The organism is Niastella sp. (assembly GCF_045805085.1).
Classification (GTDB): Bacteria; Bacteroidota; Bacteroidia; order Chitinophagales; family Chitinophagaceae; genus Niastella.
Map to the genome: position 1 here is coordinate 1 of NZ_JBJMLX010000420.1, position 22,482 is coordinate 22,482.

Here is a 22,482-nt window from a genome sequence, read left to right on the forward strand (position 1 = left end):
AAGTTTTTCAGTAGGAAAAATTTCCATTTTTTCGAATGTACCTGCCAGTACCAATGCCAGTACCAAACAATATCAATACCGTTATATCCTTATTCAAGGATCTGTTCCGGCACGTAGCGCGGTAAATTTGAACGATTACAAGACTGTAAAAGAGTACTATAATATTCCTGACTAAGAAAGCTGAATCAGACACAAGTCGTTCCCTTCAGAAACCATTCTTTCCGGATAGCCGGATAAAAGAATAAGCGAATTATCTCAAATCAGAGTGAACTACTATATTGACCTGTCAGGGCCGTGCATAATCAATGCACTGGCCTGACTGGTTAAATAGGGGCATCCGCCAGGGCGGCCCGGACGTATTAATCTATTATTCTTCAGTAATCAAAAACTAATTGCTATGCGTTTTAAACAAAACGCTTTTGAGGCAAAGGCATTTCAGGCAACCTGCAAAAGACTATTCTTGGTGGTACTGGTAGCTGGTTGTTTGCCGGTGACTACCCACGCATTTGATATTCCCCATCATATAAACAAAACCCGGTTCTTCCAGGACACTGCCGTATTAAGAGGTAAAGTTAGCGGCACCGAGGAAGGAAGCATGCTGCCCCAGGTGTCTGTTCAAAACCTGGTAAGCGGCCGGGGATCATTTACCAATTCCCAGGGTGAATTTGCCATTGGCGCCCGCCGGGGCGACAGCATCCGGTTCTCCTATGCCGGCAAAACTCCCCAAACCATCGTTTACCGGGGTGAAAAATATCTGGAAGTGCATTTGTCTGAAGGTGGTAAGGCACTCTCTGAAGTAATTGTAACCGGTTTCCAGACTATCGAAAAAAAGAAATTTTCCGGTTCGGCAGCTAACGTGAAAATGGATGATGCCAAGCTGGCCGGTCAAACCGATATCAGCAAGATGCTTGAAGGACGGGCAGCCGGGGTATCGGTTCAAAACGTATCGGGCACCTTTGGTGCGGCCCCCAAAGTGCGGGTGCGTGGCGCCACCTCCATCAATGGTGATAATAAACCTTTGTGGGTGGTAGATGGCGTGGTGCTCGAAGACATTGTAAACATCTCGAACGACCAGCTTTCGAGCGGCGACCCTACAACCCTGTTAGGTTCTGCGGTAGCGGGGTTAAATGCGAACGACATCGAAAGCTTCGACATATTAAAAGACGCCTCTGCAGCTGCCCTGTATGGCGCCCGCGCCATGAACGGGGTAGTGGTTATCACTACTAAAAAAGGCCGTCAGGGAAAACCCAACGTAAACTATATCGGCAATTTCAGTACTTACCTGAAACCCAGTTATAATAATTTCAATATCATGAATTCTGCCCAGCAAATGTCGGTACTGGCCGAGCTGGAGCGGAAAGGCAGCCTGAATCCCAACATCCTCGACCGCGCAGATAACGGGGTATATGGCAAAATGTACGACCTCATTAACACGCCCAATGCCAATGGCACAGGGTTTATGCTGGTTAACGGCACGGCGGAGAAAAAAGCATTTTTAACCCGTTACGCACAGGCCAATACCGACTGGTTCGATATCCTGTTCCGTAACAACTTCATTCAGGAACATTCTTTAAGTGTTTCCGGCGGTACCGACCGTTCCCAGTCATACTTCTCAACCAGTTATTATGGCGATAATGGCTGGACACCGGCCGATAAAGTAAGCCGCTATACCCTCAACTTCCGCAACAACTATAAATTCAGCGATAAAGTGTCGGCCGATTTTACAACGGTAGGCTCTGTTCGCGAACAAAAAACGCCCGGCGCCCTTAGCCGGCAAAGCAACCCCGTTGATGGTAGTTATGACCGCGACTTCGACATCAACCCCTTCAGCTATGCCCTTCACAGCAGCCGCACCTTAACGGCCTTCGACCAAAATGGCAACCGGGAATATTTCCGTCGCAATTTTGCTCCGTTCAACATTCTTACCGAGCTGGAGAACAACTATATAAACCTGCGGGTGATTGACCTGCGTTTACAGGGAAGTTTGAACTATAAGATCACCCCTGAACTGCGGTATGAATTTGTAGGGGCCTTAAGGTATGTTAAATCAAGCCGCGAGCACCAGATCACAGAAAACTCAAATATGGCCAATGCTTACCGGGCAGCCGGTACATCCACCATCAAACAAAACAATAAATTCCTTTATAAAGACCCTGAAGATCCCAATGCAGAACCTGTGGTGGTATTGCCCTATGGTGGTTTTTATAACCGCACAGAAGATGAGTTGATCAACTACGATTTTCGCAACAGCCTTAACTATACTAAAGAGATTAACGATAAAAATTCCCTCAGCTTACTGGTTGGTCAACAGGTGAAATATGCCGACAGGCAGAACTTTAACAATACGGGTTACGGCTACCAGTACAATAACGGGGGCGTTCCTTTTGTCGACTACCGCATTCTGAAACAAACCATCGAGCTGAATTTTCCGTATTATGGAATGTCGAAAGATTATGACCGGTTTGTGGCGTTTTACGGCTCAGGTACCTATACTTATAACTCACGCTATAATTTAACCGGCACAGTACGGTATGACGGATCGAACAGACTGGGTAAATCACAAACCGCCCGCTGGTTGCCAACCTGGAGTGTAGCCGGATCCTGGAATGCTGAGCAGGAAAAATTCATGGAAAACTTAACCTGGGTGGATGCCCTTACCGTGCGCGGCAGCTACGGGTTAACAGCCAGTATGGGACCTGCTACCAATTCGGAAATTGTTTTAAAGAACATCATTACCAACAGAACGTATTTAACCGAAAGAGAATCAGTGATACAGCTGGCCAACCTGGAAAACTCACAGCTTACCTGGGAGAAATTGTATACTGCCAACGCGGGCATTGATGCCACCCTGTTGAACAAACGGCTCAATTTCAGCGTGGACGTATACCATCGCAACAGCTTCGACCTGATAAGCCTGGTTAAAACATCGGGTGTTGGTGGCGAACCTTATAAAGCAGCCAACTATGCTGATATGACATCCCAGGGTATTGAGTTACTGGTAGGCTATGTTCTGGTAAATAACAAAACCTTTAAATGGCGCACCAACCTTACTGCCGGTTACAATACCAACGAAATAACCAATGCCAAAAACGAGCCCAACATCTTTGACCTGGTTGCGGCAGAAGGTGGCAATAAACAGGGATACCCGGTACGCAGTTTGTTCTCGCTTAATTTTAAAGGGCTGGAACATTTTACCGGAACGCCCCAGTTTATTGATGAAACAGGCAAGGTGGGTAACAATGTATACCTGCAGGACCAAAACACCAGTTACCTGGTGTATGAAGGCCCTGTTGATCCCCGGCTTACCGGTGGTTTGCTGAACAGCTTCAGCTACAAAGATTTTACGCTGAATATATTCATCACCTACCAGGCAGGCAACAAGATCAGGTTGTACCCCGCATTCAAGAACAGTTATACCGACCTGGATGCCATGCCCAAAGAGTTTTATGACCGCTGGTCGATGCCCGGTGATGAAAAATACACCACTGTTCCTTCCATCCTGGGTGCCTTTGAGCAATCGAAACTGGATGGCGCTACACCGTATAATGACTACAACTATTCAACTGCACGGGTAGCCAGTGGCGATATGATCCGGTTAAAGAATGTTTCCCTTGGCTGGCAGGTGCCTCAGCGAATAACCAGGAAGATGGGGTTAAGCAGTCTGAATGTACAGGCCGTATCGAACAACCCCTGGCTCATTTACTCAGATAAAAAATTAAAAGGGCAGGATCCTGAGTTCTTCAATACCGGTGGTATTGCACAACCCATTCAAAAACAGTTTACATTCTCGGTGAGAGTAGGCATATAATCAGGTGTGAAACGAAAAAAGGTAATTACATGCGAAAAATATTATCATATACAACCGTTGTACTGCTTTTTACAACCGCAGGCTGTAAAAAGTTTCTCGATAAAAATCCTGACAACCGGGCATCGCTGACCAATCCGGAGCAGGTGTCGCAATTGCTGGGCACTGCCTATCCCCAGGCTAATTATATGGCCTTTTGCGAATCCATTTCAGATAATGTGGCCGATAAGGGAACAGGCGTACAGGACAGGACCAATATAGATCCTTTCTTTTTTCGGGATGTTGACAACAAGGACCAGGATTCGCCCGAGTTTTATTGGGATGGCTGTTATACTGCTATAGCAGCAGCCAACCAGGCGCTGGAAACGATCAGGAATGCCTCCGATTCAAACCTGTACAAATCCCAGAAGGGCGAGGCGCTGGTATGCAGGGCATATGCACATTTTATGCTGGTTACATTCTTCTCAAAACCATACAGTGCCAGAAGCGGCAGTACTTCCAGTACGGATCCTGGTATTCCATATGTGACCACTCCTGAGAAAGTAGTATTTCAGCAATACGATCGTAAAACAGTGGCTTATGATTACCAGATGATCGAGCAGGACCTGTTGCAGGGTTTACCGCTTATCGATGATACCAGGTATACCATAAAAAGCTATCACTTTAACAAAGCAGCCGCCAATGCGTTTGCAGCCCGTTTTTATCTTTTCAAACAGGATTATGCTAAAGTGATCACCTATGCCAATGCGGTATTTTCATCAGGTAATCCTACCTCCCTGTTGCGGCCCTGGAATACTACCTACAGGACCATGACCCCGCAGGACCTGTTTGCCATTTATGCAAAGGCAACAGAACCGGCTAACCTGTTGCTGGTGGAGACCATTTCAAACTGGGCACGTAATTATTTCACTGTTCGTTATGCTTTTAACGCGGCCAAGCGCGATGAGATCTTTGGTGATACTACCTTTGGTGCCTGGGAATTCGATAAACACATTTATACGGCAGGAACCAACAATTACCTGTTACCCAAGATCAATGAATATTTCGTACGTAATTCGGTAAATGCGAATATTGGAACTCCCTATGTAATGGTGCCCTTATTTACTGCAGAAGAAGTGCTGTTTAACCGGGCGGAAGCCTACCTGTTTACGAACGATCTCAATAGCTGCCTGCAGGATTTAAATTACTATGCAAGCACCCGCATCAGGGATTACGATGAGGCAAAAAATGCCATCACAACGACCAAACTGGCAAAACGTTATCCTTCTATCACAAACAACCTCGATAGAGCGCTGAATTGTGTAATTGATTTTAAACGGGCTGAATATGTACAGGAAGGTATGCGCTGGTTCGATCTGCTGCGTTATAACATACCCGTTACGCACACCACTTTCGACCAAAGCCAAACGCTTACGCTGGCATCAGATTCCAAAATGCGGGTGTTCCAGTTGCCTGAGACAGTAAAGCTATCTGGCATGCCGCTGAACCCGAGATAATATAACCATAAACAAAACAGAACCTACTATATGTTCAACCATAAAATATACCTTGTTGTGCTGGCGCTGGCAATTTTTGCGTCGTGTAAAAAGGGAGACGACCTGGGCGATGTGAGCCAGATACCCGGTTTGGGTGGCGATACCTGGGCGGGTGGCCCCATCGATACCTGGATCAGGGATAGCCTTACCGTTCCTTATAACGTTACCGCTAAATACAAGTGGGACCAGGGCGTACTGGAATTTGATAAAACACTGACCCCGCCCAAGGAAGAAAAAATCATCCCTGTGCTGAGTTCCATAAAAAAAGTGTGGATCGATAACTATGTGAAAGAAGCGGGAAAATCTTTCATGATGAAATACATTCCCAAGTATTTTGTACTGGTGGGCAGCGCCAGTTGGAATATGGATGGCACCATTACCCTGGGAACGGCAGAAGGCGGCCGTCAGATAATGTTGTATGTGCTGAATGATTTCAGAATAAAGGGAATGACGGGATATGTGCCCAGCGATTCTTTCAATATTAAACAAATGTTCCACACCATAGAACACGAATTTGGTCACATCCTGCACCAAACCGTTTTATATCCTGAAGAATGGAAACGCATTTCAGTAGGAGATTATATTTCAGACTGGAACAACACAACCGATTCATCAGCTCATGAAAAAGGGTTCATCACCATGTATGCCCAGTCGGGTCCCGATGAGGATTTTGTGGAAATGATCTCTATGATGCTTACGGAAGGCAAGGGCGGTTATGAAAGCATTATAAGCAGCATTAAAAGCCCTACAGGTGTAAGTAAGTTGCGCCAGAAAGAAGCGATAGTGGTTGCTTATTTTAAAGATGTGTGGGGCATCAGCTTTAGCAGTTTGCAAACCCGAACCCGCAATTCCATCGACCTATTGATAAAGTAGGCACTCACCTAACAAAAAACAGGTATGAACAAGAACATATTATATTACTTACTCGCTATAACCCTGGTGGCTTCCTGTAAGCGTGACGATGACCATGTGTTTGATAAATCGCCAGATGATCGCCTCAATGAAACGCTGAAAGCTTACCAAACTGCCATCACCAGCTCACCATACGGCTGGAATGGTAATCTTTTTACCGCAGACGGCACCCTGTACCGGTTTTATTTCAGCTTCAACGATAGCAACCGGGTAGTGATGTACAGTGATTTCGACAGCGCCACTTCCAGCAGTTCAATGGAAAGCAGTTACCGGTTAAAAGCATTGCAACAGCCCAGTCTTTTATTCGATTCTTATTCTTACATCCATATTCTGAGCGATCCCGATGCTTCAGTAAATGGCGGCTCAGTTGGTGTGGGATTGAAATCGGATTTTGAATTTGCCATCGATTCTGTTTCTACCGACAGCATTAGCTTAACAGGTCGTTTTAATGGCAGCAAACTCACTTTCAAAAAAGCCACCCAAGCCGACAAAACCATCTGGTCAGCCAAACAGGTGGCCAATGGCGTGCTGAATTTTAGAAACTACTGGAAGTTCCTGTCTTACTGGAAAAGATTAAACTACCGCGGCGCCGATTACGAATTACAGTTTGATACAACTACTAAAAAAGTAACGGTATCCTGGGGTACTGGCTCCCAGGCTACTTCAGCTACCAGTAAATATTATTTCTGGGCCAATGGGGTATATTTTCTTGATCCCATTACCAATGGTTCGATTACCATACCCGGTTTCAGTATTACCGGTTTTACCGACGGTGCGCTTACCAGCCAGGTAATGAATGTAACGGTTAATGGTACTGCTGCTACTATTAAAGGGGCCGTGCCCACAACAACCGCTCCACCGCTTAACCCCGACGTAAAGAATGCAATAACCCGGTGGCGTAACCAGGCTATAGCCGGTGGTAATTACTGGATCTCGTTAAATGGGTTTCATAAGAACGGCGTTGACGATGCCTTTAATATCAGATCTCTCAAGAACGATTCGGCTGAATTTTATTTCTTACTGTACCAACCTAACCAGGCTGGCGGCGATGCATTTGTAAACGTTTATCTCGATACGCTGCATACACCTCTCGGATTGGTTGGAATAAATGGTTCATGGGTTAAACAAACTATAACCAAAACTACCGGACTCACAAGGGTCACCGAAGATTCGGTAAATAGTAAAATACCCTGGCCCGCATCCGGACCGGCGCAGCAAACGCGTCAACAAATGTTTAGTGGTACCGGTAACTACTATTTTGTACAAAGCAGCGAGATTACCTATGATCAGGTAAGTGTTGATGATCCTTCCACCTGGATAACCTGGTATTGGGTATTCTAAATTGTCTGAACCGGGAAAGTTGGGATGTATGGGATGATTGGGAAGCGGATGTATCAAAAGTAAACGAGAATAAAAAGGGGCTGTATCATACTTTGATACGGCCCTTTCCTTATTTTAAAACGGGACCCCCAACTATTCTGTCAGGGGGAAACCCGTTGTAGAGAGTCGAAGACTCTGCTGACTGCTAATTGAATTTCGTGAAAGGTGACCCCTGTCAACTCCATCAACTTGTTAACTCGTCTACTGGTTAACTCATAGCTACACTTAAATTCGAACAGTCCCTTTTTTATCCTTATCCTTCTCTTTATTCTTCTCCTTATTCATATCTATATTTAGGTTATGGCCCAGCGTTATTTGACCGTATTCTGATTTTATCTTCATTTCGGTATTGCCACTGCCGGCCTTGCCCTGGTAGCGTTTGTTAAACCGGGGGCCATGGCTATCGTCATTGTCGCCCTCTTCCTTTATCTCGAAATTGGTTTTGTTATGCAGGTCGCCAAAATTGGTGCTGATGTCAAAATTGGCTGAGATATTGGTGTTCAGGTCAAGGTACAGGTTCGAAAAACTGTTCTTAATGGTAAGCGCCTTGGTGCTGTTATCAACCCGCAATTTGGCGATATCACAATATTCAAAAACAGCATTTACAGAACCGTCGAGGTTATCGATAGCGGCCTTTGAGAATTTAATCACCAGGCTGCCGTTGCTGATGCTGCCGATAGTTCCCTTGCCAAATTCAATCACCACTTTTTTTACATTGTTCAGCTTGCCGGTAGTAAGGCTGCCGAATTTGCTTTCAAGTGTTACCTCGCCAGCGTAGTCTCCAATGGTCATGGGACCAAATTCATTCTTAGCCTGTAAAGGATTGCGGGCAGGAGCATATACTACATAGTCAATATGAAAGCCTTGCTTTTCACCCTTGCTCCACTGTTGATCTTTATTGTCTTTGTTTTTGTCCAACTTTGTTTTGAAGAATATGCCATCGCCGCTTTTGCCATCTTCTATGCTGATGTTATCGAGAATGGACTGGGCTTTTTCATCGGTTTGGGCCTCGGCGGTAATAGTTACCGTAACACTTACTTCATTCTTGTCCCAGGTGTTTATTTTCATTTCACCAAACTGGTTGGTCAAAGAAATTTTATCACTGTTGCTAACGCTATAGGATTTGGTGTAGGTTTTCTTTTTTTCAACTAAAGGGCCCTCGGCAAATACCTGTGTCGTCAGTAGTAGCAGCGCGATAAATAAGGGGAATCTATGTCTTCTTAAAATTACTTTCATGATTGTTGCTTTTTGATGCTTTGATTTGATTGATGATGCTTAATTGTTGATTGAGTATTTCAGTCTGCAGCCTTAAGTTCTCAATCATAGCCTCGAGTAATTGTTCACGGTTAGGATTTTCCGGCAGCTCTTTTTTCAACGCGTTGTACGAGCTGTCGAGTTTATCAATACCAGTGACAAACTTTTTATACAGGTTGGGATCTTCTTTTTCAATTTCTTTCAACTCATTTTGTTTCATCTCAATGAGCTGGGTGAACTGAGATACCTCCCGCGCATAGCCAGGGTTTATCTCTTTCAACAGTTGATCATTTGTAGTCGGGGTATCGATGGGTGCTGGTTGATGCTGCACAATACCTCCATCGGATGAACGGTTATTTAACAGGGAGAAAATACCTATGCCGGCCAGTATCAGTATGGCGGCTGCCGCGCTCCAGCGAAGAATGGTAAGTACAATTATTTTCTGTCCCTTGCTTTTTTGTTGTTGGTTGTTTGGTTGTTGCTCGGTAAGTTCCTTTTCCAGTTTTTTCCATAGCTGATCGCCGGGTTCCTCCGAATCAAACTGGTCGCGGTTATCACGAATAAATTGCTCTAAACCTTTACTCATATTTCACACTCCTTGTTTAATTAAAGTCAGCAGTTTTTGTTTGGCGCGTACGTACTGGGTGCGTACCGTATTATGGGAAATATTCAATATCTGTGAAATTTCTTCATGGTCATACCCTTCCAGCAGGTACAGGCTTAACACCGTTCGGTAGCCATCGGGCAGCCGGGTGATCATTTTCTTTACTTCTTCTACCCGGTACTGCATTGCTTCCTCATTAATGCCTTCCTCCTCCGGTACAATCTGCAGTTCGGTGCTTTCCATATCAACCAGGTCATTCCGCCGCTTGCGCAGGATGTTGATCGATTTATTGATAACGATCTTTTTTAGCCAGGCCCCAAAGGTGCTGCGGTAATGAAAGTCATGCAGGGAGCGAAATGCGTCCAGGAACGACTCCTGCAGCACATCCTCAGCGTCGGCTGTGTTGTTTACGATGCGTAAACTGGTGTTAAACATAGCTTTGGAATATTGGCGGTACAATGTTTGAAAACTTTGGGTGTCGCCCTGTTTACATCGTTCCACCAGTTCATCCCGGATAATGTTTGCAGTCAGCTCCAAAATGATCTGTTTAGGTTATTTGTTTACATAAGAGACATGGGTTTTACCCGCATGTTGCACGAACGTTGTTTTTATGGCTAATGTTAGGCTAAATGGTTAAATGGCTTGATGGGTGGGGGAGGTGGTTAGATGGTTTCGGTTACTAATTTAGTTTTTCTTACTTTTAGCGTAATATCGAAAATCAGTCAGTCATGGGTACCAGAACCGATTTGTTCACCAGCCCGGATTACTTCTTATTGGATGAGCTATTGACCGACGAACAGAAACTTGTCAGAGAGTCTGTTCGCAATTACGTGAAAAGAGAAATATCCCCCATTATTGAAGAGTATGCCCAAAAGTCGGAGTTCCCCGAACAGATCGTTCAGCAAATGGGCGAGCTCGGCTGCTTTGGCCCTACCATCCCGGTTGAATACGGCGGTGGCGGGCTGGATTATATCAGCTACGGGTTAATGATGCAGGAACTGGAGCGGGGCGATAGTGGTGTGCGGTCAACCGCCTCCGTACAGGGATCCCTGGTAATGTTCCCTATTTTTGAATACGGCAGTGAAGACCAGCGGCGCAAATACCTGCCCAAGCTGGCCAACGGCGAGTGGCTGGGTTGTTTTGGGTTAACGGAGCCCGACCATGGCAGCGACCCGGGTGGTATGACCACCCATTTTACCGATGCAGGCGACCATGTAATACTAAACGGCGCCAAAATGTGGATCAGCAATGCCCCCTATGCAAAAGTGGCCATTGTATGGGCCAAGGACGAACAAGGCGAAGTACGCGGCCTGATCGTGGAAAGAGGCATGAAAGGCTTTACAGCGCCCCTTACCCATAATAAATGGAGCTTGCGGGCTTCTGCAACCGGCGAACTGGTATTTGACAATGTAAAAGTGCCCAAGGAAAATATTCTTCCCAATGTAAAAGGATTAAAAGGTCCATTGAGTTGTTTAACCAAGGCCCGCTATGGAATAGCCTGGGGGTCGGTAGGGGCCGCTATGGATTGTTATGATACAGCCCTGCGCTATTCCAAAGAGCGCCAGCAGTTCGATAAACCCATCGGGGCATTTCAGCTGCAACAAAAAAAACTGGCCGAAATGATCACCGAGATCACCAAGGCCCAGTTACTCAACTGGCGGCTGGGCATCCTGATGAATGAAGAAAAGGCCACCCCGCAGCAGGTAAGCATGGCCAAACGCAATGGATGCGAAATTGCAGCCGCTATTGCCCGTGAGGCCCGGCAGATACTGGGTGGCAGCGGCATTACCGGCGAATACGCCGTAATGCGCCATATGATGAATATTGAAAGTGTTATTACCTACGAAGGGACTCATGACATACATTTGCTGATCACTGGTATGGATGTAACTGGTTTCAACGCTTTTAAATAACTTGCGACGTAATGAGGATATTCTTAATCGGTTTCATGGGTTCCGGAAAAACACATTGGGGAAAACAAGTGGCGCAAAAGTTAAGTTTACCGTTCTATGATCTGGACGAAGTGATCGTTGCCGAAGAAAAGCGAAGCATCCCGGAGATATTTGGCGAATCGGGCGAAGAATACTTTCGCAACAGGGAAAAACAAGTGCTGGAAAAGATAGTAGATGAAAATACAAACATGGTATTGTCCTGTGGCGGCGGCACCCCCTGTTTCTTTAACAACATCGAATTCATGAAAAAGTATGGCACGGTGGTATGGCTTAATACACAGGTTGATGTATTGCTGCACCGGCTATTGAAAGAGCGCGTACAACGGCCATTACTGAAAGATATTGAGGACGAAGACCTGAAACATTTCATCATTCGTAAACTGAACGAACGCCGCATGTATTATGAACAGGCTGATGTAATTATCACTAAGGAAGATGCCATATCCATGAACGACTTTATTCAAACCGTATTACATGCATAAAGGATTTTTGCAAACGGCCGCCATTTTAGGCGCACTGGCCGTTGCCCTCGGCGCATTTGGCGCACACGGATTAAAGAAGATTGTGGGCCCCGAAACCGTTACTACCTTTGAAACCGGGGTGCGTTACCAATTCTACCATGTATTTGCATTATTAGCTGCAGCTATTTTATTTGGAAGCTTCCCCGGCAGGAATCTGCAATATGCAGGCGTGTGCTTCATCATTGGTATTATACTATTCTCTGGTTCTTTATACATACTAACCGCACTACAGGCTACCAACACGGTTGGGCTGCGTGGTATAGGCGCCATTACACCAATTGGTGGAGTATTCTTCATCGTAGGATGGATTTTCCTGTTCCTGGGAGTTTGGAAAGGAAAGGGGTAAGGGCAAACCGGCAACTAGATTGGCGCTTCAAAGGTCAGTACGCAGTTCTTCTCAGATTCGATTTTACTTTCAATTTTGAAAGAACCGTCAATGCTTTCCATGCGACGGCGCATGTTGCTGAGACCATTGCCGAAACGGCGCAGTTTATCGGCGTCGATGCCCACGCCATTATCACAGATCTTTATCATCAGCAATTTGTCGTTGGTGGAAATAATGATCTGTATCTGCGAGGCTTGAGAGTGTTTCATGGCATTGTTCAGCGCCTCTTTTATACTCAGGAAGATATTCCTTCTTTTTTCGCCGCTTACTTCAGCCTGCGGTATCAGGGCAGGCAGTTGCACTTTACATTCAATAGGGGTGCTGTCGAAATATTCAATGGCGTGCGCCCTGATGTAGGCGATGAGACTTTCCAGCGTGTCGTTACTGCTTTTCATGGTCCAGATGATGGTGTTCATCTTACCCAGCAGTTCATTGGCTGAGTTGGAGATTTTTTCCAGCTCGGGCACCACATCGCCTTTCAACCGGCTCTTCATGATCTCGCTCATCAGCCTGATGGCTGTAACGCCCGAACCCAGTTCGTCGTGCATATCGGCCGAAATGCGGTTCCGCTCTTCCTGTTTGGCCGCCATTACCGCCATTTGTTTATCAAATTCTTTACGTTCATTTTCCAGCTTCAGGCGCTCGCGTTCTTTTACCCGCTCAATAATATCGCGCCGGTTCTTGAACGCCAAACCCGACAAAAAGAACCCCAGTTCCAATACCAGTCCAAATTCGTAATAGAACAGCGCCCGGTTAAAAATAGAAGTGGGATCGTTCTTGACCAGTTTCCAGCCGGTAAGGATGATAATATAAGAAATAACCGACAATGCGATCAGCGAAAAATTACCGGCCGCCAGGTAGTTCAGCAACGGGTTCTTCTTTTTAATGCTGTATGCAATGAACACCACGCCGGTTACAAAGAACAGCTGTTTGATAGCGTTCTCCATAATGTTCAGCATAATATACCAGTCGGTAAAAAAGTAAACAAAGGAAAAAACAATACTGGCGCAAATGAGCAGGATATTGAAATAACGAAGTATTTTATCAAGTAACGGGTACACCTCTTTGCTGTTGATGAACTTGCGCATGAAGATCTGGTAAACGACCACACTGGCCGTCATGATCATAAAATCAAGATACTCTTCATAGAAATAATTGAACCAGTTCGCGCTGGTATCGAGATACGATTTCAGGAACAACAAAGAGCAGGTAAGAAAGGTGTACCAGGCATAAAAGATAAATTCCTTGTTCCTGCTTTGAATATACACCGCCAGTGAATAAAAGATCATGAACAGCAATACGCCCGATACAGTATAGGTAAACACATACAACATGCCATCGCGTTCACGTAGTAATGTGGTCCACTGCTTGAGGTAATCGTCCATGATAAGGCGGGGAATGAGGGAGTTTACATTGGTACGCACAAAGTTGAACCGGCAGAAAAACACGGCTTCTTCATGCGGTTGCAAATGGATGCGTTTTACGCCCGCATTGCGGCTGTCGTTAATAAGGGTGTCGGGCAACCGGGTCAACGTGCCCGGAATATCATCGATCTGCGCTTTAAAAAGTGTGATAAGGCGGCAGTAGGAACCCGGGATAAAACAGACGGAAATGGCGGTATCGGCGCTGTTCTTTAAAGCAAATTGTAAAAAACAATCCTGTTCAACCAGCCAGCCCGGCAGGTCATGCGGTAAGTAATGACCCGGGGTTTGTTTATAGGGCAATTTGTATATATCTGCATCTGTTACCCAGTGTTTAGGCGCTGAAGTGAACAGGGTTTGTTTGCCTATTGCTTTCTGAAAGCGGATATCAGAAGCTTCAATCACCATGGAATCGGGCAACTGTGAATAACTATTGTTTGCAAAACAAAAAAGCAGGATATAAAAAAATGTATGTTTGAAGGCCTTATGAAAGGGATTGCGGCGAGTAGTGTTAGCAGATACAAATCGAGGATGGCTGTTAGTGCTCATAAAGTGCCCCGGTTATGCGCCGGGAGGTTAGTTTCTAAGGTGAAAGTACGAAAAAAGTTGACGAGTTGACGAGTTAACAAGTTAACGAGTTAACAAGTTGATAGTGTTGACAGGGTTGATAGCGTTGATAAAGGGAACCCTTTCACGTTTCACGTTTGCCGTTTCACGATTAAACGAGGCTCGAATTCCGCGAGGCCAAAATTGACATTTCCTTGTGCCTTCTTTCTTGTGCCCTGAACCTTAAACTACTTATCTTTGTGCCCATGGCCAACCGCTTAAAAGCAGACAAAGCAGAAAAGAAAAAGCCAGCAAATACGGATAAATTCAAGCCTGAAAAAGAAGCTCAGGTTACGGTTAAGCAATTAGTAAAAGATGAGCGTACCCATAAAATTGCTGGTGCTTTCTCCATACTGATCAGCCTTTTCTTATTTATCGCCTTTGCATCATACCTGTTTACCTGGAAGGAAGACCAGGATAAGGTATTCAGGGGCGCTGCCATATTATTGCCTGGTGAAGACGTAAAAACAACGAATTTGCTCGGCAACCTTGGCGCGTATATTTCACACTTGTTTTTCTATAAAGGATTTGGCGCTGCCAGCTTCATGTTCTGCAGCCTGTTTTTTGTAATAGGTGTAAATGCATTGCTGGGTGCGAAAGTATTTAACCTCTGGCGCAATGTGCGCTACGTAATAGTAAGCCTGTTGTTTTTTAGTGTGGTATTGGCATTCATATTCCGTGGCGGTGCATTCGCCTGGGGCGGGGCCGTGGGTAATATGGGCAGCGACTGGCTGGTGCGGATGATTGGCAACGTTGGTACGGCCGCTTTATTATTGCTGGGCGGACTGGCATACGTGATCTGGCGGTTCAACCCCGTTTTCAAAGCACCAACATTATCCAAACCCAAAACAACAGAACCTGCCAACGAGGTGGTGCCGGTATTAGCTACAAAAGAAGAAACAGAAACGCCGGTAGTAAAACCGGTTGGCAATAAACTGAACAACGGGCTGGGAGTTATTAAAAAAGCGCCTAAAACAGAACCCGAAGAAGAGCCAATGGATCTGCAACTGGTAGAAAGAGATGGGGAAGATGAAGAAGTAGAAGATCTGGAGGACATAGAAGACGATGTTGAGGAACCGGGAGTGGTGGAAGCGCCACCGGTTATTGGTCAAAAAGGCCGTAACAAAAAGCCGGAACTGGGCCCATTGGAGTTGGAAATAAAAACGTACCCCGAGGTAGATCAGCCTGAAGTGCCGGTTGAAGAACCAAAGGTTGAAAAAGTGATCTCTCAGGAACCGTACGATCCGTCGCTCGAACTGCGCGATTATAAATTCCCCAGTCTTGAATTGCTGGAGCTGCATGGCAGCGAACGCATTATTCAGGACCCACAGGAACTGGAGACCAACAAGAACCAGATCATCAATACGCTGAAGAACTACGACATCGAAATACAGAAGATCAGCGCCACTGTAGGGCCCACTGTAACGCTGTATGAAATTGTGCCGGCAGCAGGGGTGCGTATTTCGCGCATTAAGAACCTGGAAGATGATATTGCGCTTAGTTTGGCCGCGCTTGGTATTCGTATTATTGCGCCCATACCCGGTAAAGGTACCGTGGGTATTGAAGTGCCCAATGTAAAGAAGACGGTAGTGAGTATGCGCAGTATGCTGTCGTCGGAAAAATTCCAGAACAATAATTTCAGTTTACCAATAGCTATTGGGAAGAAGATCGATAACGAGAATTTTATCGTTGACCTTACCACCATGCCGCACTTGTTGATGGCGGGTGCTACCGGCCAGGGTAAATCGGTTGGGTTGAACGCCATCCTGGTGTCGTTGCTGTATAAAAAACATCCATCGCAAATAAAACTGGTACTGGTTGACCCCAAGAAAGTGGAATTGAGCCTGTACCGCCATATTGAAACGCATTTTCTGGCCAAATTACCGGGTGAAGATGAAGCCATCATCACCGATACCAAAAAGGTAATTCATACGCTCAATGCCCTGTGTATTGAAATGGATAACCGGTACGACCTGTTGAAGGAAGCCGGCGCCCGTAACATTCGTGAATACAACGAGAAGTTTATAAAGCGGAAGCTGAACCCGCAAAAGGGTCACCAGTTCCTGCCATTTATTGTATTGGTGGTGGATGAGTTTGCGGACCTTATTATGACGGCTGGTAAAGAAGTGGAAATGCCCATTGCCCGGTTGGCGCAGCTGGCCCGTGCGGTAGGTATCCATTTGATCATTGCCACCCAGCGCCCGTCGGTAAACATCATTACCGGTACCATTAAGGCCAACTTCCCGGTGCGGATTGCCTTTAAAGTATCCTCCAAGATCGACTCCCGTACCATTCTGGATGCGGGTGGGGCCGAACAACTGATCGGTAAAGGGGACATGCTTATTAGCTATAATGGGGAAATAACCCGTTTGCAGTGCGCCTTTGTTGATACGCCCGAAGTAGACAGTATTTGTGATTTCATCGGCACCCAGGAAGGGTACCCCCAGGCATTCTTTTTGCCGGAATATGTGGATGAAAAGCAATTTGAAGGGAAGGAACTCAGCCTGGAAGACCGGGATACTTTGTTTGAAAGTGCTGCCCGGATGATCGTAACCAGCCAAATGGGTTCAACCTCCTTATTGCAACGGCGGATGAAACTGGGTTATAACCGGGCCGGCCGCCTGATGGACCAGCTGGAAGCAGCCGGGATTGTTGGCCCCAGTCAGGGAAGTAAGGCCCGCGACGTGCTGGTTAAAACGGAAGCCGACCTGGAAATGCTGCTGAACGACATAGGTTAGAATTTTGTTAAGGTGGCCGTATTTTACAACCCAGGGCAACAATTCACGTCTTATTATTGCCGCAATAGGTTTAACCAATTATCTTTGCGGCCTTTACACAAAGTATTCATATAATGAAAAGCCTAATTGTATTAATTTCTACTTTTTTTATAGCCACTATAGGTTTTAGCCAACAAAACGACCCCGCCGCCAAAAAAGTGCTGGATGGAGTAAGCGCAAAGTTTAAAACTTTTAAAGCCGTTCAGGCAGCGTTTACCCTGCGTCAGGAAGATGCCAAAGGCGGTTTACTGGGAACCAAGAAGGGCACCGTATCCCTGAAAGGAAGCCGCTACCGGGTTAGCATTGCCGGTACTGGCCAGGAAATATTCTGTGATGGCACCAACATCTGGACGTACGATAAATCGGCCAACGAAGTAACCATCACCAAACCCGATCCTTCTGCCAGCACCATCAGCATGCAGAAGTTATTTACCAGCTTTTATGACAAAGATTTCCTGTACAAGCTGAATGGCGATAAAGTGGTGAATAAAAAAACATTACAGGAAATTGAAATGACCCCCACAGATAAAAACAAACCCTTCCACAAAGTATATGTGCTGGTAGATAAAAAAAGTCAGACTATCAACAGTACTCGTATCCTGGATAAAGCGGGTAACGTAATGGTGTATACCGTAAATACCATGAACGGAAGCGCTAACCTTCCCGATAACCTGTTTGTGTTTGATAAAGCAAAATATCCTGGGGTTGAAGTGGTTGATCTGCGATAAAAAGAAACTTACAACAAGATATTAAAAAGGGATTGTTTTTAACAGTCCCTTTTTTAATGTCGAATATCGAATGTTCAAAGTTGGAGTCTACAATCAATTTGTGACTTCATCATTCAATATTATTTGGGTTCATTTCCCCAACGATAGGTGCTTATATCCAGTCCTGCCAGGTCAAGAACACGATCGGTAACAGTAGCCACCACTTCCTCAATGGTAGTGGGGCGGCTGTAAAACGAGGGGGTTGCAGGACAAATAATACCACCGGCCAGGGTAACGGTTTCCATATTGCGAATGTGAATGAGGTTATAAGGCGTATCGCGTACCAGGCAAATAAGCTTGCGGCGTTCTTTCAACACTACATCGGCAGCGCGGGAAATAAGATCGCTTGAAATACCGCCCGCAATACGGCCCAGGGTGCCCATAGAGCAGGGCGCGATGATCATGGTATTATACCGGCCCGAACCGGAGGCAAAAGGTGCGTTGAAGTCATTTTTAGAATAAAATTGAATGGGGTATTGGGTGTAGTCGTTGTTGCCCAGTTCGGTTTCCCACACCTGTTTGGCGTTGTCGGTCATTACTACAGCAACATCCTGCCATTGTTGTTTAATGGTCAACAGTTTTTCAATCAGTAAGCGGGCGTAAATACTGCCACTGGCGCCCGTAATGGCCAACACTATTTTGTGCATGGAATGACTTAAATTTAGGTGTTAAACAAAAATACGCATGCAAACATTGAAATTGTCGGTTTTGTTTTGTTGGTTAGTTGTTTTTTCATGTGCTGAAAAGCCGGCCCTTAAAGGAGAGAATAAGAACTGGGGTAAAAGTAGCGCAGAGAAACTAAAATGGATGAGCCTGGATGAGGCTGCAGCCGGCCTGCAAAAGGAAAAGCGCCCGGTGCTGATTGATCTATATACCGACTGGTGCGGCTGGTGTAAGGTGATGGATAAAAAAACGTATAACAACAAAGATGTAACGGCTTATGTGCAGCAGAAGTTTTATCCGGTTAAGTTCGATGCCGAAGGGCATAAGAGCATTACCTGGAATGGCAGGACCTATGATTTCAATACAAGAAATAAGACCCACGATTTTGCTATCTATCTTACTAATGGCAATTTATCATATCCTACAACCGTAATCATTCCGGTAGATGGGGAACCACAAGCCATACCTGGTTATCTGGCGCCAAATGAGTTTGAACTGATCGCCAAATATTTCGGCGAAGGCAAATATGGGAAAGTGTCGTTTGATGAGTATCAGAAGAATTTTAAATCCCATTGGTAGGGTTAGCTGGATTGTAGGATGCCAATTTTTTGTGCAAAAATATTAGGGATTTCATCAATGAACTCTTTTTGTAAGACTTCCATATGAGGAAAGTCTTTTCTTGTTATAACACCGCCATGCGCACTGGCCGAAAAGCCTGACATTTCATCTTTCAGATCGATTTCAATAGGTATCCTGATATAGTTCTCTTGCTCAGCCAGGTTTTTAAACCAGTGCTTAAAAAGTTTATGTCTTATTTTATGTCTGCCATCGCTGGTATCGCATACATAAGTTATGACCCGCAGTTCGGATGCAAAGGAATTTAAAATTAATTGGGATATAGTGGCTGAAATATGTTTATTATACTTATTGAATTCACAATTTTGGGTATCCGGATTTTGGCAGGTGAAATCAAATTCACAAACCTGAATGTCATAAATACCCAGAACAGGAGATAATTCCCTTGTCCAATCCTGAAAATGGCAAGCGTAGGTCAGGCCATTTTCAGTATGAAAATGGTAGGATCCTAAATAAGGATCAAATGCAATCTTATACATTGGAGGCGGCTATAATAAAGAAGGATCTATGACAGCATCGAACCTGATGTTGTTCTTTTTGCAATATTCAACATACTCATCGAAAGTGAGACCTGCGGTAGCTTCCCGGAAAGCTTTTTTTTCGGCCATACGTTTTATGATAAATTGGCCAAGCCTGGAGTTTGCCTTTATATTTATAGTAATTTCTGTGGTCATTTGGTAGAAGTTAAGGTGTAACGTTAATGGCTTAAATAACTACCCAAAGTTATCCCAATCTCCAATATAATAAAACATCTCTAATAACTTATCCGTTTGTAATCGGTTATACTTGACCAACATCAAGATTACCTTCTTCATATTTAAAAAGTATATACTCAACGCATTGTGTTAAGCAGTGTTGATGGGCGTGAGCTGAGTAATTACGAATAAAATATATGAAATAATTATATGTTGGCATAAAAGGTTGCAGAGTACAAAAACACACCAAAATCGGTAAATAAATAGGTTTATTTTACCATTGATTTAAATCAATTATATAGTCGTCGTTTAAAATTTCCATACCGATAAGATCTATGCTTTGAGCTATTCATACTATATTTGAATTTTCATAGGATAAGGTTTAATGGTTAATGGTATTTGATTAGTGCAGCCTCCCCTCCGGGAGGCTATTTTTTTACGGGTCAGTGGTAAATCTCCTATACTGATACATAGGGTATATATGCAACATAGTATTGACGGGGACATCTCCTGCACTGAATTACCACTGGGGGTTGCACTGAATAGAGGGTGTCAGTGCAACCCTGGTGCAACTCCAGTGCAACCCCTACCGCATTTCTACCGCTGTATGATCGAATAAATGCCGTACCTGGGTTACGCTGATACGCCTATCTGAATGACTTAATATTTGTAATAGCAAGATTGGTAAAATCAACTTCCATATCGGGCAAATAAGTACCGGGGGTGTACTCATCACTCCGCTTTAATTTATAGCGCAGGTTATTACTATGCCTTTTGCTAACGAACATCAGATCGTTGAAAGTATCGCGGTAAAAGCCCAAACAATAGATGCTGATGTAATATTTCCCTTCCGGGACATTGGAGATGGTGAATTGATTATTGGTGGGATGGTAAATGCGTTTTATAATGCCGGCGCCGGTACGATCAAAGCGGTCGAATATCACCAATACACTATCAACCAGCGGGTTTTTTACATCCCGCGGGTGTAAACGGATCAGCACATTCACACTGTCTGGTAGTCTATTACTTTGTGCGGTTGCTGTTTTAGCTGTCAAAAGCATCAGCAGCAAGGCCAACACACAGACCGCTTTCATAGATATTGATGTTTGGGTACCGGAATAAAGTTCATTACATATCTGGCAATTTTACTACGTCAATTTACTATAGGACTATTGATCTATAGTAGGTAATAACGCTTATCCGTATAATTTCTTATTTATTTTTCCTGGCTTTAGGGTAATTAACATAAAAAAATCCCGAAGCAACGCTTCGGGATCAAAATTTATATTGAGAATCAATATGTTTATTGGCTTTATGCTTCTGCCATATCAGGGATAGCCGATACTTTATAGGCGCCGGCATCCAGCTTTTGTTTGGTTTCAGAGAAGGCTGTGAGTGTTTTTTGAATATCCTCATCGGTATGAACCGCCGTAGGAATAAGCCGGTAAATGATGTGTCCTTTCGGAATTACCGGGTAAACTACAATTGAACAGAAAATACCATAGTTCTCACGAAGGTCCATAACCATGGCGGTAGCTTCTTCAACACCACCTTTCATATAAACGGGCGTAACTACTGAATCGGTTTTACCAATATCAAAACCTCTTTCTTTCAATCCTTTTTGCAGTTTGCTAGCCACATCCCACAACTTTTGTTTTAATTCAGGACGGGTTTGCAACAGTTCCAGGCGCTTCAGGTTACCAACTACCAATGGCATGGGCAAGCTTTTAGCAAAGATCTGACTGCGGATGTTATAGCGGATATAGTCTATGATCGCTTTGGGACCGGCAATGAAAGCGCCGATAGAAGCCATGGACTTGGCGAAGGTGGAGAAGTACACGTCAATTTGATCCTGTACACCCTGTGCTTCACCCGCACCGGCTCCTGTTTTACCCAGGGTGCCAAAACCGTGGGCGTCATCAACCAGCAGGCGGAATTCATATTTCGATTTCAGTTCGGCAATCTCTTTCAGTTTACCCTGGTCGCCGGCCATACCAAATACCCCTTCAGTTATAACCAGGATACCACCAGCTTTTTGTTTTTCGATAAGGGCTGTAGCACGTTGCAGCTGTTTTTCCAGATCTTCCAGATCGTTGTGTTTGAACACATACCGGTGACCGGGATGCAGACGAACACCATCTATGATACAGGCATGGCTTTCGGCGTCGTAAACAATGATGTCATGACGGCTGCACAACACATCGATCAAACTAACCATACCCTGGTAACCAAAATTCAATAAAATAGCATCTTCTTTACTTTCGAAAGCGGCCAACTTTTTTTCCAGCAACTCGTGATTATTACTATTGCCACTCATCATACGGGCGCCCATGGGCAATGCCAGTCCGTACTGGGCAGCGCCTTCTGCGTCGGCTTTCCGGATTTCAGGATGATTGGCTAAACCCAGATAATTATTCAAACTCCACACAATCATTTCCTTACCTCTGAATTTCATTCTGCTCCCGATTTCTCCTTCCAGTTTAGGAAATGCAAAATAACCATGAGCTCTTTCACGATGTTGACCTATTGGACCTTGATTCTTTAGTAATCTTTCAAAAATATCTGCCAT

The 22,482-nt window shown here is 44.9% G+C and carries 18 protein-coding genes; 10 read left to right on the forward strand and 8 right to left on the reverse strand.

Going from position 1 to position 22,482, the window contains the following annotated elements; genetic code table 11:
• Nucleotides 1-397 precede the first annotated feature (397 nt).
• Genes ACJ751_RS21830 through ACJ751_RS21845 form a run of 4 tightly spaced genes read left to right on the forward strand, consistent with a single transcriptional unit; the run spans nt 398 to nt 7,593 of the window.
• Nucleotides 398-3,808: a SusC/RagA family TonB-linked outer membrane protein gene (locus ACJ751_RS21830; RefSeq protein WP_407747645.1), complete on the forward strand. Its 3,411-nt coding sequence runs from the start codon at nt 398-400 to the stop codon at nt 3,806-3,808.
• A gap of 29 nt (nt 3,809-3,837) precedes the next feature.
• Nucleotides 3,838-5,301, forward strand: coding sequence for a RagB/SusD family nutrient uptake outer membrane protein (locus ACJ751_RS21835; protein ID WP_407747646.1), 1,464 nt, complete (start codon nt 3,838-3,840; stop codon nt 5,299-5,301).
• 30 nt (nt 5,302-5,331) lie between these two features.
• Nucleotides 5,332-6,213: a putative zinc-binding metallopeptidase gene (locus ACJ751_RS21840; protein WP_407747647.1), complete on the forward strand. Its 882-nt coding sequence runs from the start codon at nt 5,332-5,334 to the stop codon at nt 6,211-6,213.
• Nucleotides 6,214-6,237: 24 nt separating this feature from the next.
• Nucleotides 6,238-7,593 carry a DUF4302 domain-containing protein gene (locus ACJ751_RS21845; protein WP_407747648.1) on the forward strand — a complete coding sequence of 452 codons (1,356 nt, stop codon included), beginning with the start codon at nt 6,238-6,240 and terminating at the stop codon, nt 7,591-7,593.
• Between the two features lie 264 nt (nt 7,594-7,857).
• Here the strand turns inward: ACJ751_RS21845 and ACJ751_RS21850 are convergent, their stop codons facing one another.
• Genes ACJ751_RS21850 through ACJ751_RS21860 form a run of 3 tightly spaced genes read right to left on the reverse strand, consistent with a single transcriptional unit; the run spans nt 7,858 to nt 10,027 of the window.
• Nucleotides 7,858-8,868, reverse strand: coding sequence for a hypothetical protein (locus ACJ751_RS21850; RefSeq protein ID WP_407747649.1), 1,011 nt, complete (start codon nt 8,866-8,868; stop codon nt 7,858-7,860).
• A complete protein-coding gene (locus tag ACJ751_RS21855) occupies nt 8,843-9,472 on the reverse strand; it encodes a hypothetical protein (protein ID WP_407747650.1) in 630 nt (209 codons plus the stop codon). The genes ACJ751_RS21850 and ACJ751_RS21855 overlap by 26 nt, the downstream gene beginning before the upstream one ends.
• 3 nt (nt 9,473-9,475) lie before the next feature.
• Complete coding sequence (locus ACJ751_RS21860; protein ID WP_407747651.1) at nt 9,476-10,027, reverse strand: RNA polymerase sigma factor; 552 nt, start codon at nt 10,025-10,027, stop codon at nt 9,476-9,478.
• Between the two features lie 191 nt (nt 10,028-10,218).
• Between ACJ751_RS21860 and ACJ751_RS21865 the strand changes: the two genes are divergently transcribed.
• From ACJ751_RS21865 to ACJ751_RS21875, 3 genes are read left to right on the forward strand one after another with little or no spacing between them, the layout of a single operon-like run.
• A complete protein-coding gene (locus tag ACJ751_RS21865) occupies nt 10,219-11,403 on the forward strand; it encodes an acyl-CoA dehydrogenase family protein (protein WP_407747653.1) in 1,185 nt (394 codons plus the stop codon).
• Nucleotides 11,404-11,414: 11 nt separating this feature from the next.
• Nucleotides 11,415-11,924 (forward strand): shikimate kinase, encoded by a 510-nt coding sequence (locus ACJ751_RS21870; RefSeq protein WP_407747654.1) that lies wholly within the window; start codon nt 11,415-11,417, stop codon nt 11,922-11,924.
• On the forward strand, nt 11,917-12,309 hold the full coding sequence (locus ACJ751_RS21875; RefSeq protein WP_407747655.1) for a DUF423 domain-containing protein: 393 nt from the start codon (nt 11,917-11,919) through the stop codon (nt 12,307-12,309). Before ACJ751_RS21870 ends, ACJ751_RS21875 begins: the two co-directional genes overlap by 8 nt.
• A 14-nt stretch (nt 12,310-12,323) precedes the next feature.
• On the opposite strand, the gene ACJ751_RS21880 is transcribed toward ACJ751_RS21875, so the two are convergent.
• A complete protein-coding gene (locus ACJ751_RS21880; protein ID WP_407747656.1) occupies nt 12,324-14,318 on the reverse strand; it encodes an ATP-binding protein in 1,995 nt (664 codons plus the stop codon).
• A 263-nt stretch (nt 14,319-14,581) separates the two neighbouring features.
• Between ACJ751_RS21880 and ACJ751_RS21885 the strand changes: the two genes are divergently transcribed.
• Nucleotides 14,582-17,113, forward strand: coding sequence for a DNA translocase FtsK 4TM domain-containing protein (locus ACJ751_RS21885; RefSeq protein ID WP_407747657.1), 2,532 nt, complete (start codon nt 14,582-14,584; stop codon nt 17,111-17,113).
• Between the two features lie 113 nt (nt 17,114-17,226).
• A complete protein-coding gene (locus tag ACJ751_RS21890; RefSeq protein WP_407747658.1) occupies nt 17,227-17,880 on the forward strand; it encodes a LolA family protein in 654 nt (217 codons plus the stop codon).
• A gap of 119 nt (nt 17,881-17,999) precedes the next feature.
• Here the strand turns inward: ACJ751_RS21890 and ACJ751_RS21895 are convergent, their stop codons facing one another.
• Nucleotides 18,000-18,566, reverse strand: coding sequence for a UbiX family flavin prenyltransferase (locus ACJ751_RS21895; RefSeq protein ID WP_407747660.1), 567 nt, complete (start codon nt 18,564-18,566; stop codon nt 18,000-18,002).
• 37 nt (nt 18,567-18,603) lie between these two features.
• Here ACJ751_RS21895 and ACJ751_RS21900 point away from each other — a divergent pair, with 37 nt between their 5' ends.
• A complete protein-coding gene (locus tag ACJ751_RS21900; RefSeq protein WP_407747661.1) occupies nt 18,604-19,161 on the forward strand; it encodes a thioredoxin family protein in 558 nt (185 codons plus the stop codon).
• Between the two features lie 2 nt (nt 19,162-19,163).
• On the opposite strand, the gene ACJ751_RS21905 is transcribed toward ACJ751_RS21900, so the two are convergent.
• From ACJ751_RS21905 to ACJ751_RS21915, 3 genes are all read right to left on the reverse strand, one after another.
• Nucleotides 19,164-19,697: a DUF6169 family protein gene (locus ACJ751_RS21905; RefSeq protein ID WP_407747662.1), complete on the reverse strand. Its 534-nt coding sequence runs from the start codon at nt 19,695-19,697 to the stop codon at nt 19,164-19,166.
• Nucleotides 19,698-20,560: 863 nt separating this feature from the next.
• Nucleotides 20,561-21,007, reverse strand: coding sequence for a hypothetical protein (locus ACJ751_RS21910; RefSeq protein WP_407747663.1), 447 nt, complete (start codon nt 21,005-21,007; stop codon nt 20,561-20,563).
• Between the two features lie 218 nt (nt 21,008-21,225).
• The gene (locus tag ACJ751_RS21915) at nt 21,226-22,368 is read right to left on the reverse strand and encodes an aminotransferase class I/II-fold pyridoxal phosphate-dependent enzyme (RefSeq protein ID WP_407747664.1); all 1,143 of its coding nucleotides are present in this window, start codon (nt 22,366-22,368) and stop codon (nt 21,226-21,228) included.
• Between the last annotated feature and the right edge of the window lie 114 nt (nt 22,369-22,482).

Excerpts from the sequence above, each read along its gene's own strand:
- ACJ751_RS21865 (WP_407747653.1), top strand. The coding sequence starts at position 10,219 with ATGGGTACCAGAACCGATTTGTTCACCAGCCCGGATTACTTCTTATTG.
- ACJ751_RS21830 (WP_407747645.1), top strand. The coding sequence starts at position 398 with ATGCGTTTTAAACAAAACGCTTTTGAGGCAAAGGCATTTCAGGCAACC.
- ACJ751_RS21835 (WP_407747646.1), top strand. The coding sequence starts at position 3,838 with ATGCGAAAAATATTATCATATACAACCGTTGTACTGCTTTTTACAACC.
- ACJ751_RS21850 (WP_407747649.1), bottom strand. The coding sequence starts at position 8,868 with ATGAAAGTAATTTTAAGAAGACATAGATTCCCCTTATTTATCGCGCTG.
- ACJ751_RS21915 (WP_407747664.1), bottom strand. The coding sequence starts at position 22,368 with ATGAAATTCAGAGGTAAGGAAATGATTGTGTGGAGTTTGAATAATTAT.
- ACJ751_RS21880 (WP_407747656.1), bottom strand. The coding sequence starts at position 14,318 with ATGAGCACTAACAGCCATCCTCGATTTGTATCTGCTAACACTACTCGC.
- ACJ751_RS21905 (WP_407747662.1), bottom strand. The coding sequence starts at position 19,697 with ATGTATAAGATTGCATTTGATCCTTATTTAGGATCCTACCATTTTCAT.
- ACJ751_RS21895 (WP_407747660.1), bottom strand. The coding sequence starts at position 18,566 with ATGCACAAAATAGTGTTGGCCATTACGGGCGCCAGTGGCAGTATTTAC.
- ACJ751_RS21900 (WP_407747661.1), top strand. The coding sequence starts at position 18,604 with ATGCAAACATTGAAATTGTCGGTTTTGTTTTGTTGGTTAGTTGTTTTT.
- ACJ751_RS21875 (WP_407747655.1), top strand. The coding sequence starts at position 11,917 with ATGCATAAAGGATTTTTGCAAACGGCCGCCATTTTAGGCGCACTGGCC.
- ACJ751_RS21890 (WP_407747658.1), top strand. The coding sequence starts at position 17,227 with ATGAAAAGCCTAATTGTATTAATTTCTACTTTTTTTATAGCCACTATA.
- ACJ751_RS21845 (WP_407747648.1), top strand. The coding sequence starts at position 6,238 with ATGAACAAGAACATATTATATTACTTACTCGCTATAACCCTGGTGGCT.
- ACJ751_RS21855 (WP_407747650.1), bottom strand. The coding sequence starts at position 9,472 with ATGAGTAAAGGTTTAGAGCAATTTATTCGTGATAACCGCGACCAGTTT.
- ACJ751_RS21910 (WP_407747663.1), bottom strand. The coding sequence starts at position 21,007 with ATGAAAGCGGTCTGTGTGTTGGCCTTGCTGCTGATGCTTTTGACAGCT.
- ACJ751_RS21885 (WP_407747657.1), top strand. The coding sequence starts at position 14,582 with ATGGCCAACCGCTTAAAAGCAGACAAAGCAGAAAAGAAAAAGCCAGCA.
- ACJ751_RS21840 (WP_407747647.1), top strand. The coding sequence starts at position 5,332 with ATGTTCAACCATAAAATATACCTTGTTGTGCTGGCGCTGGCAATTTTT.
- ACJ751_RS21870 (WP_407747654.1), top strand. The coding sequence starts at position 11,415 with ATGAGGATATTCTTAATCGGTTTCATGGGTTCCGGAAAAACACATTGG.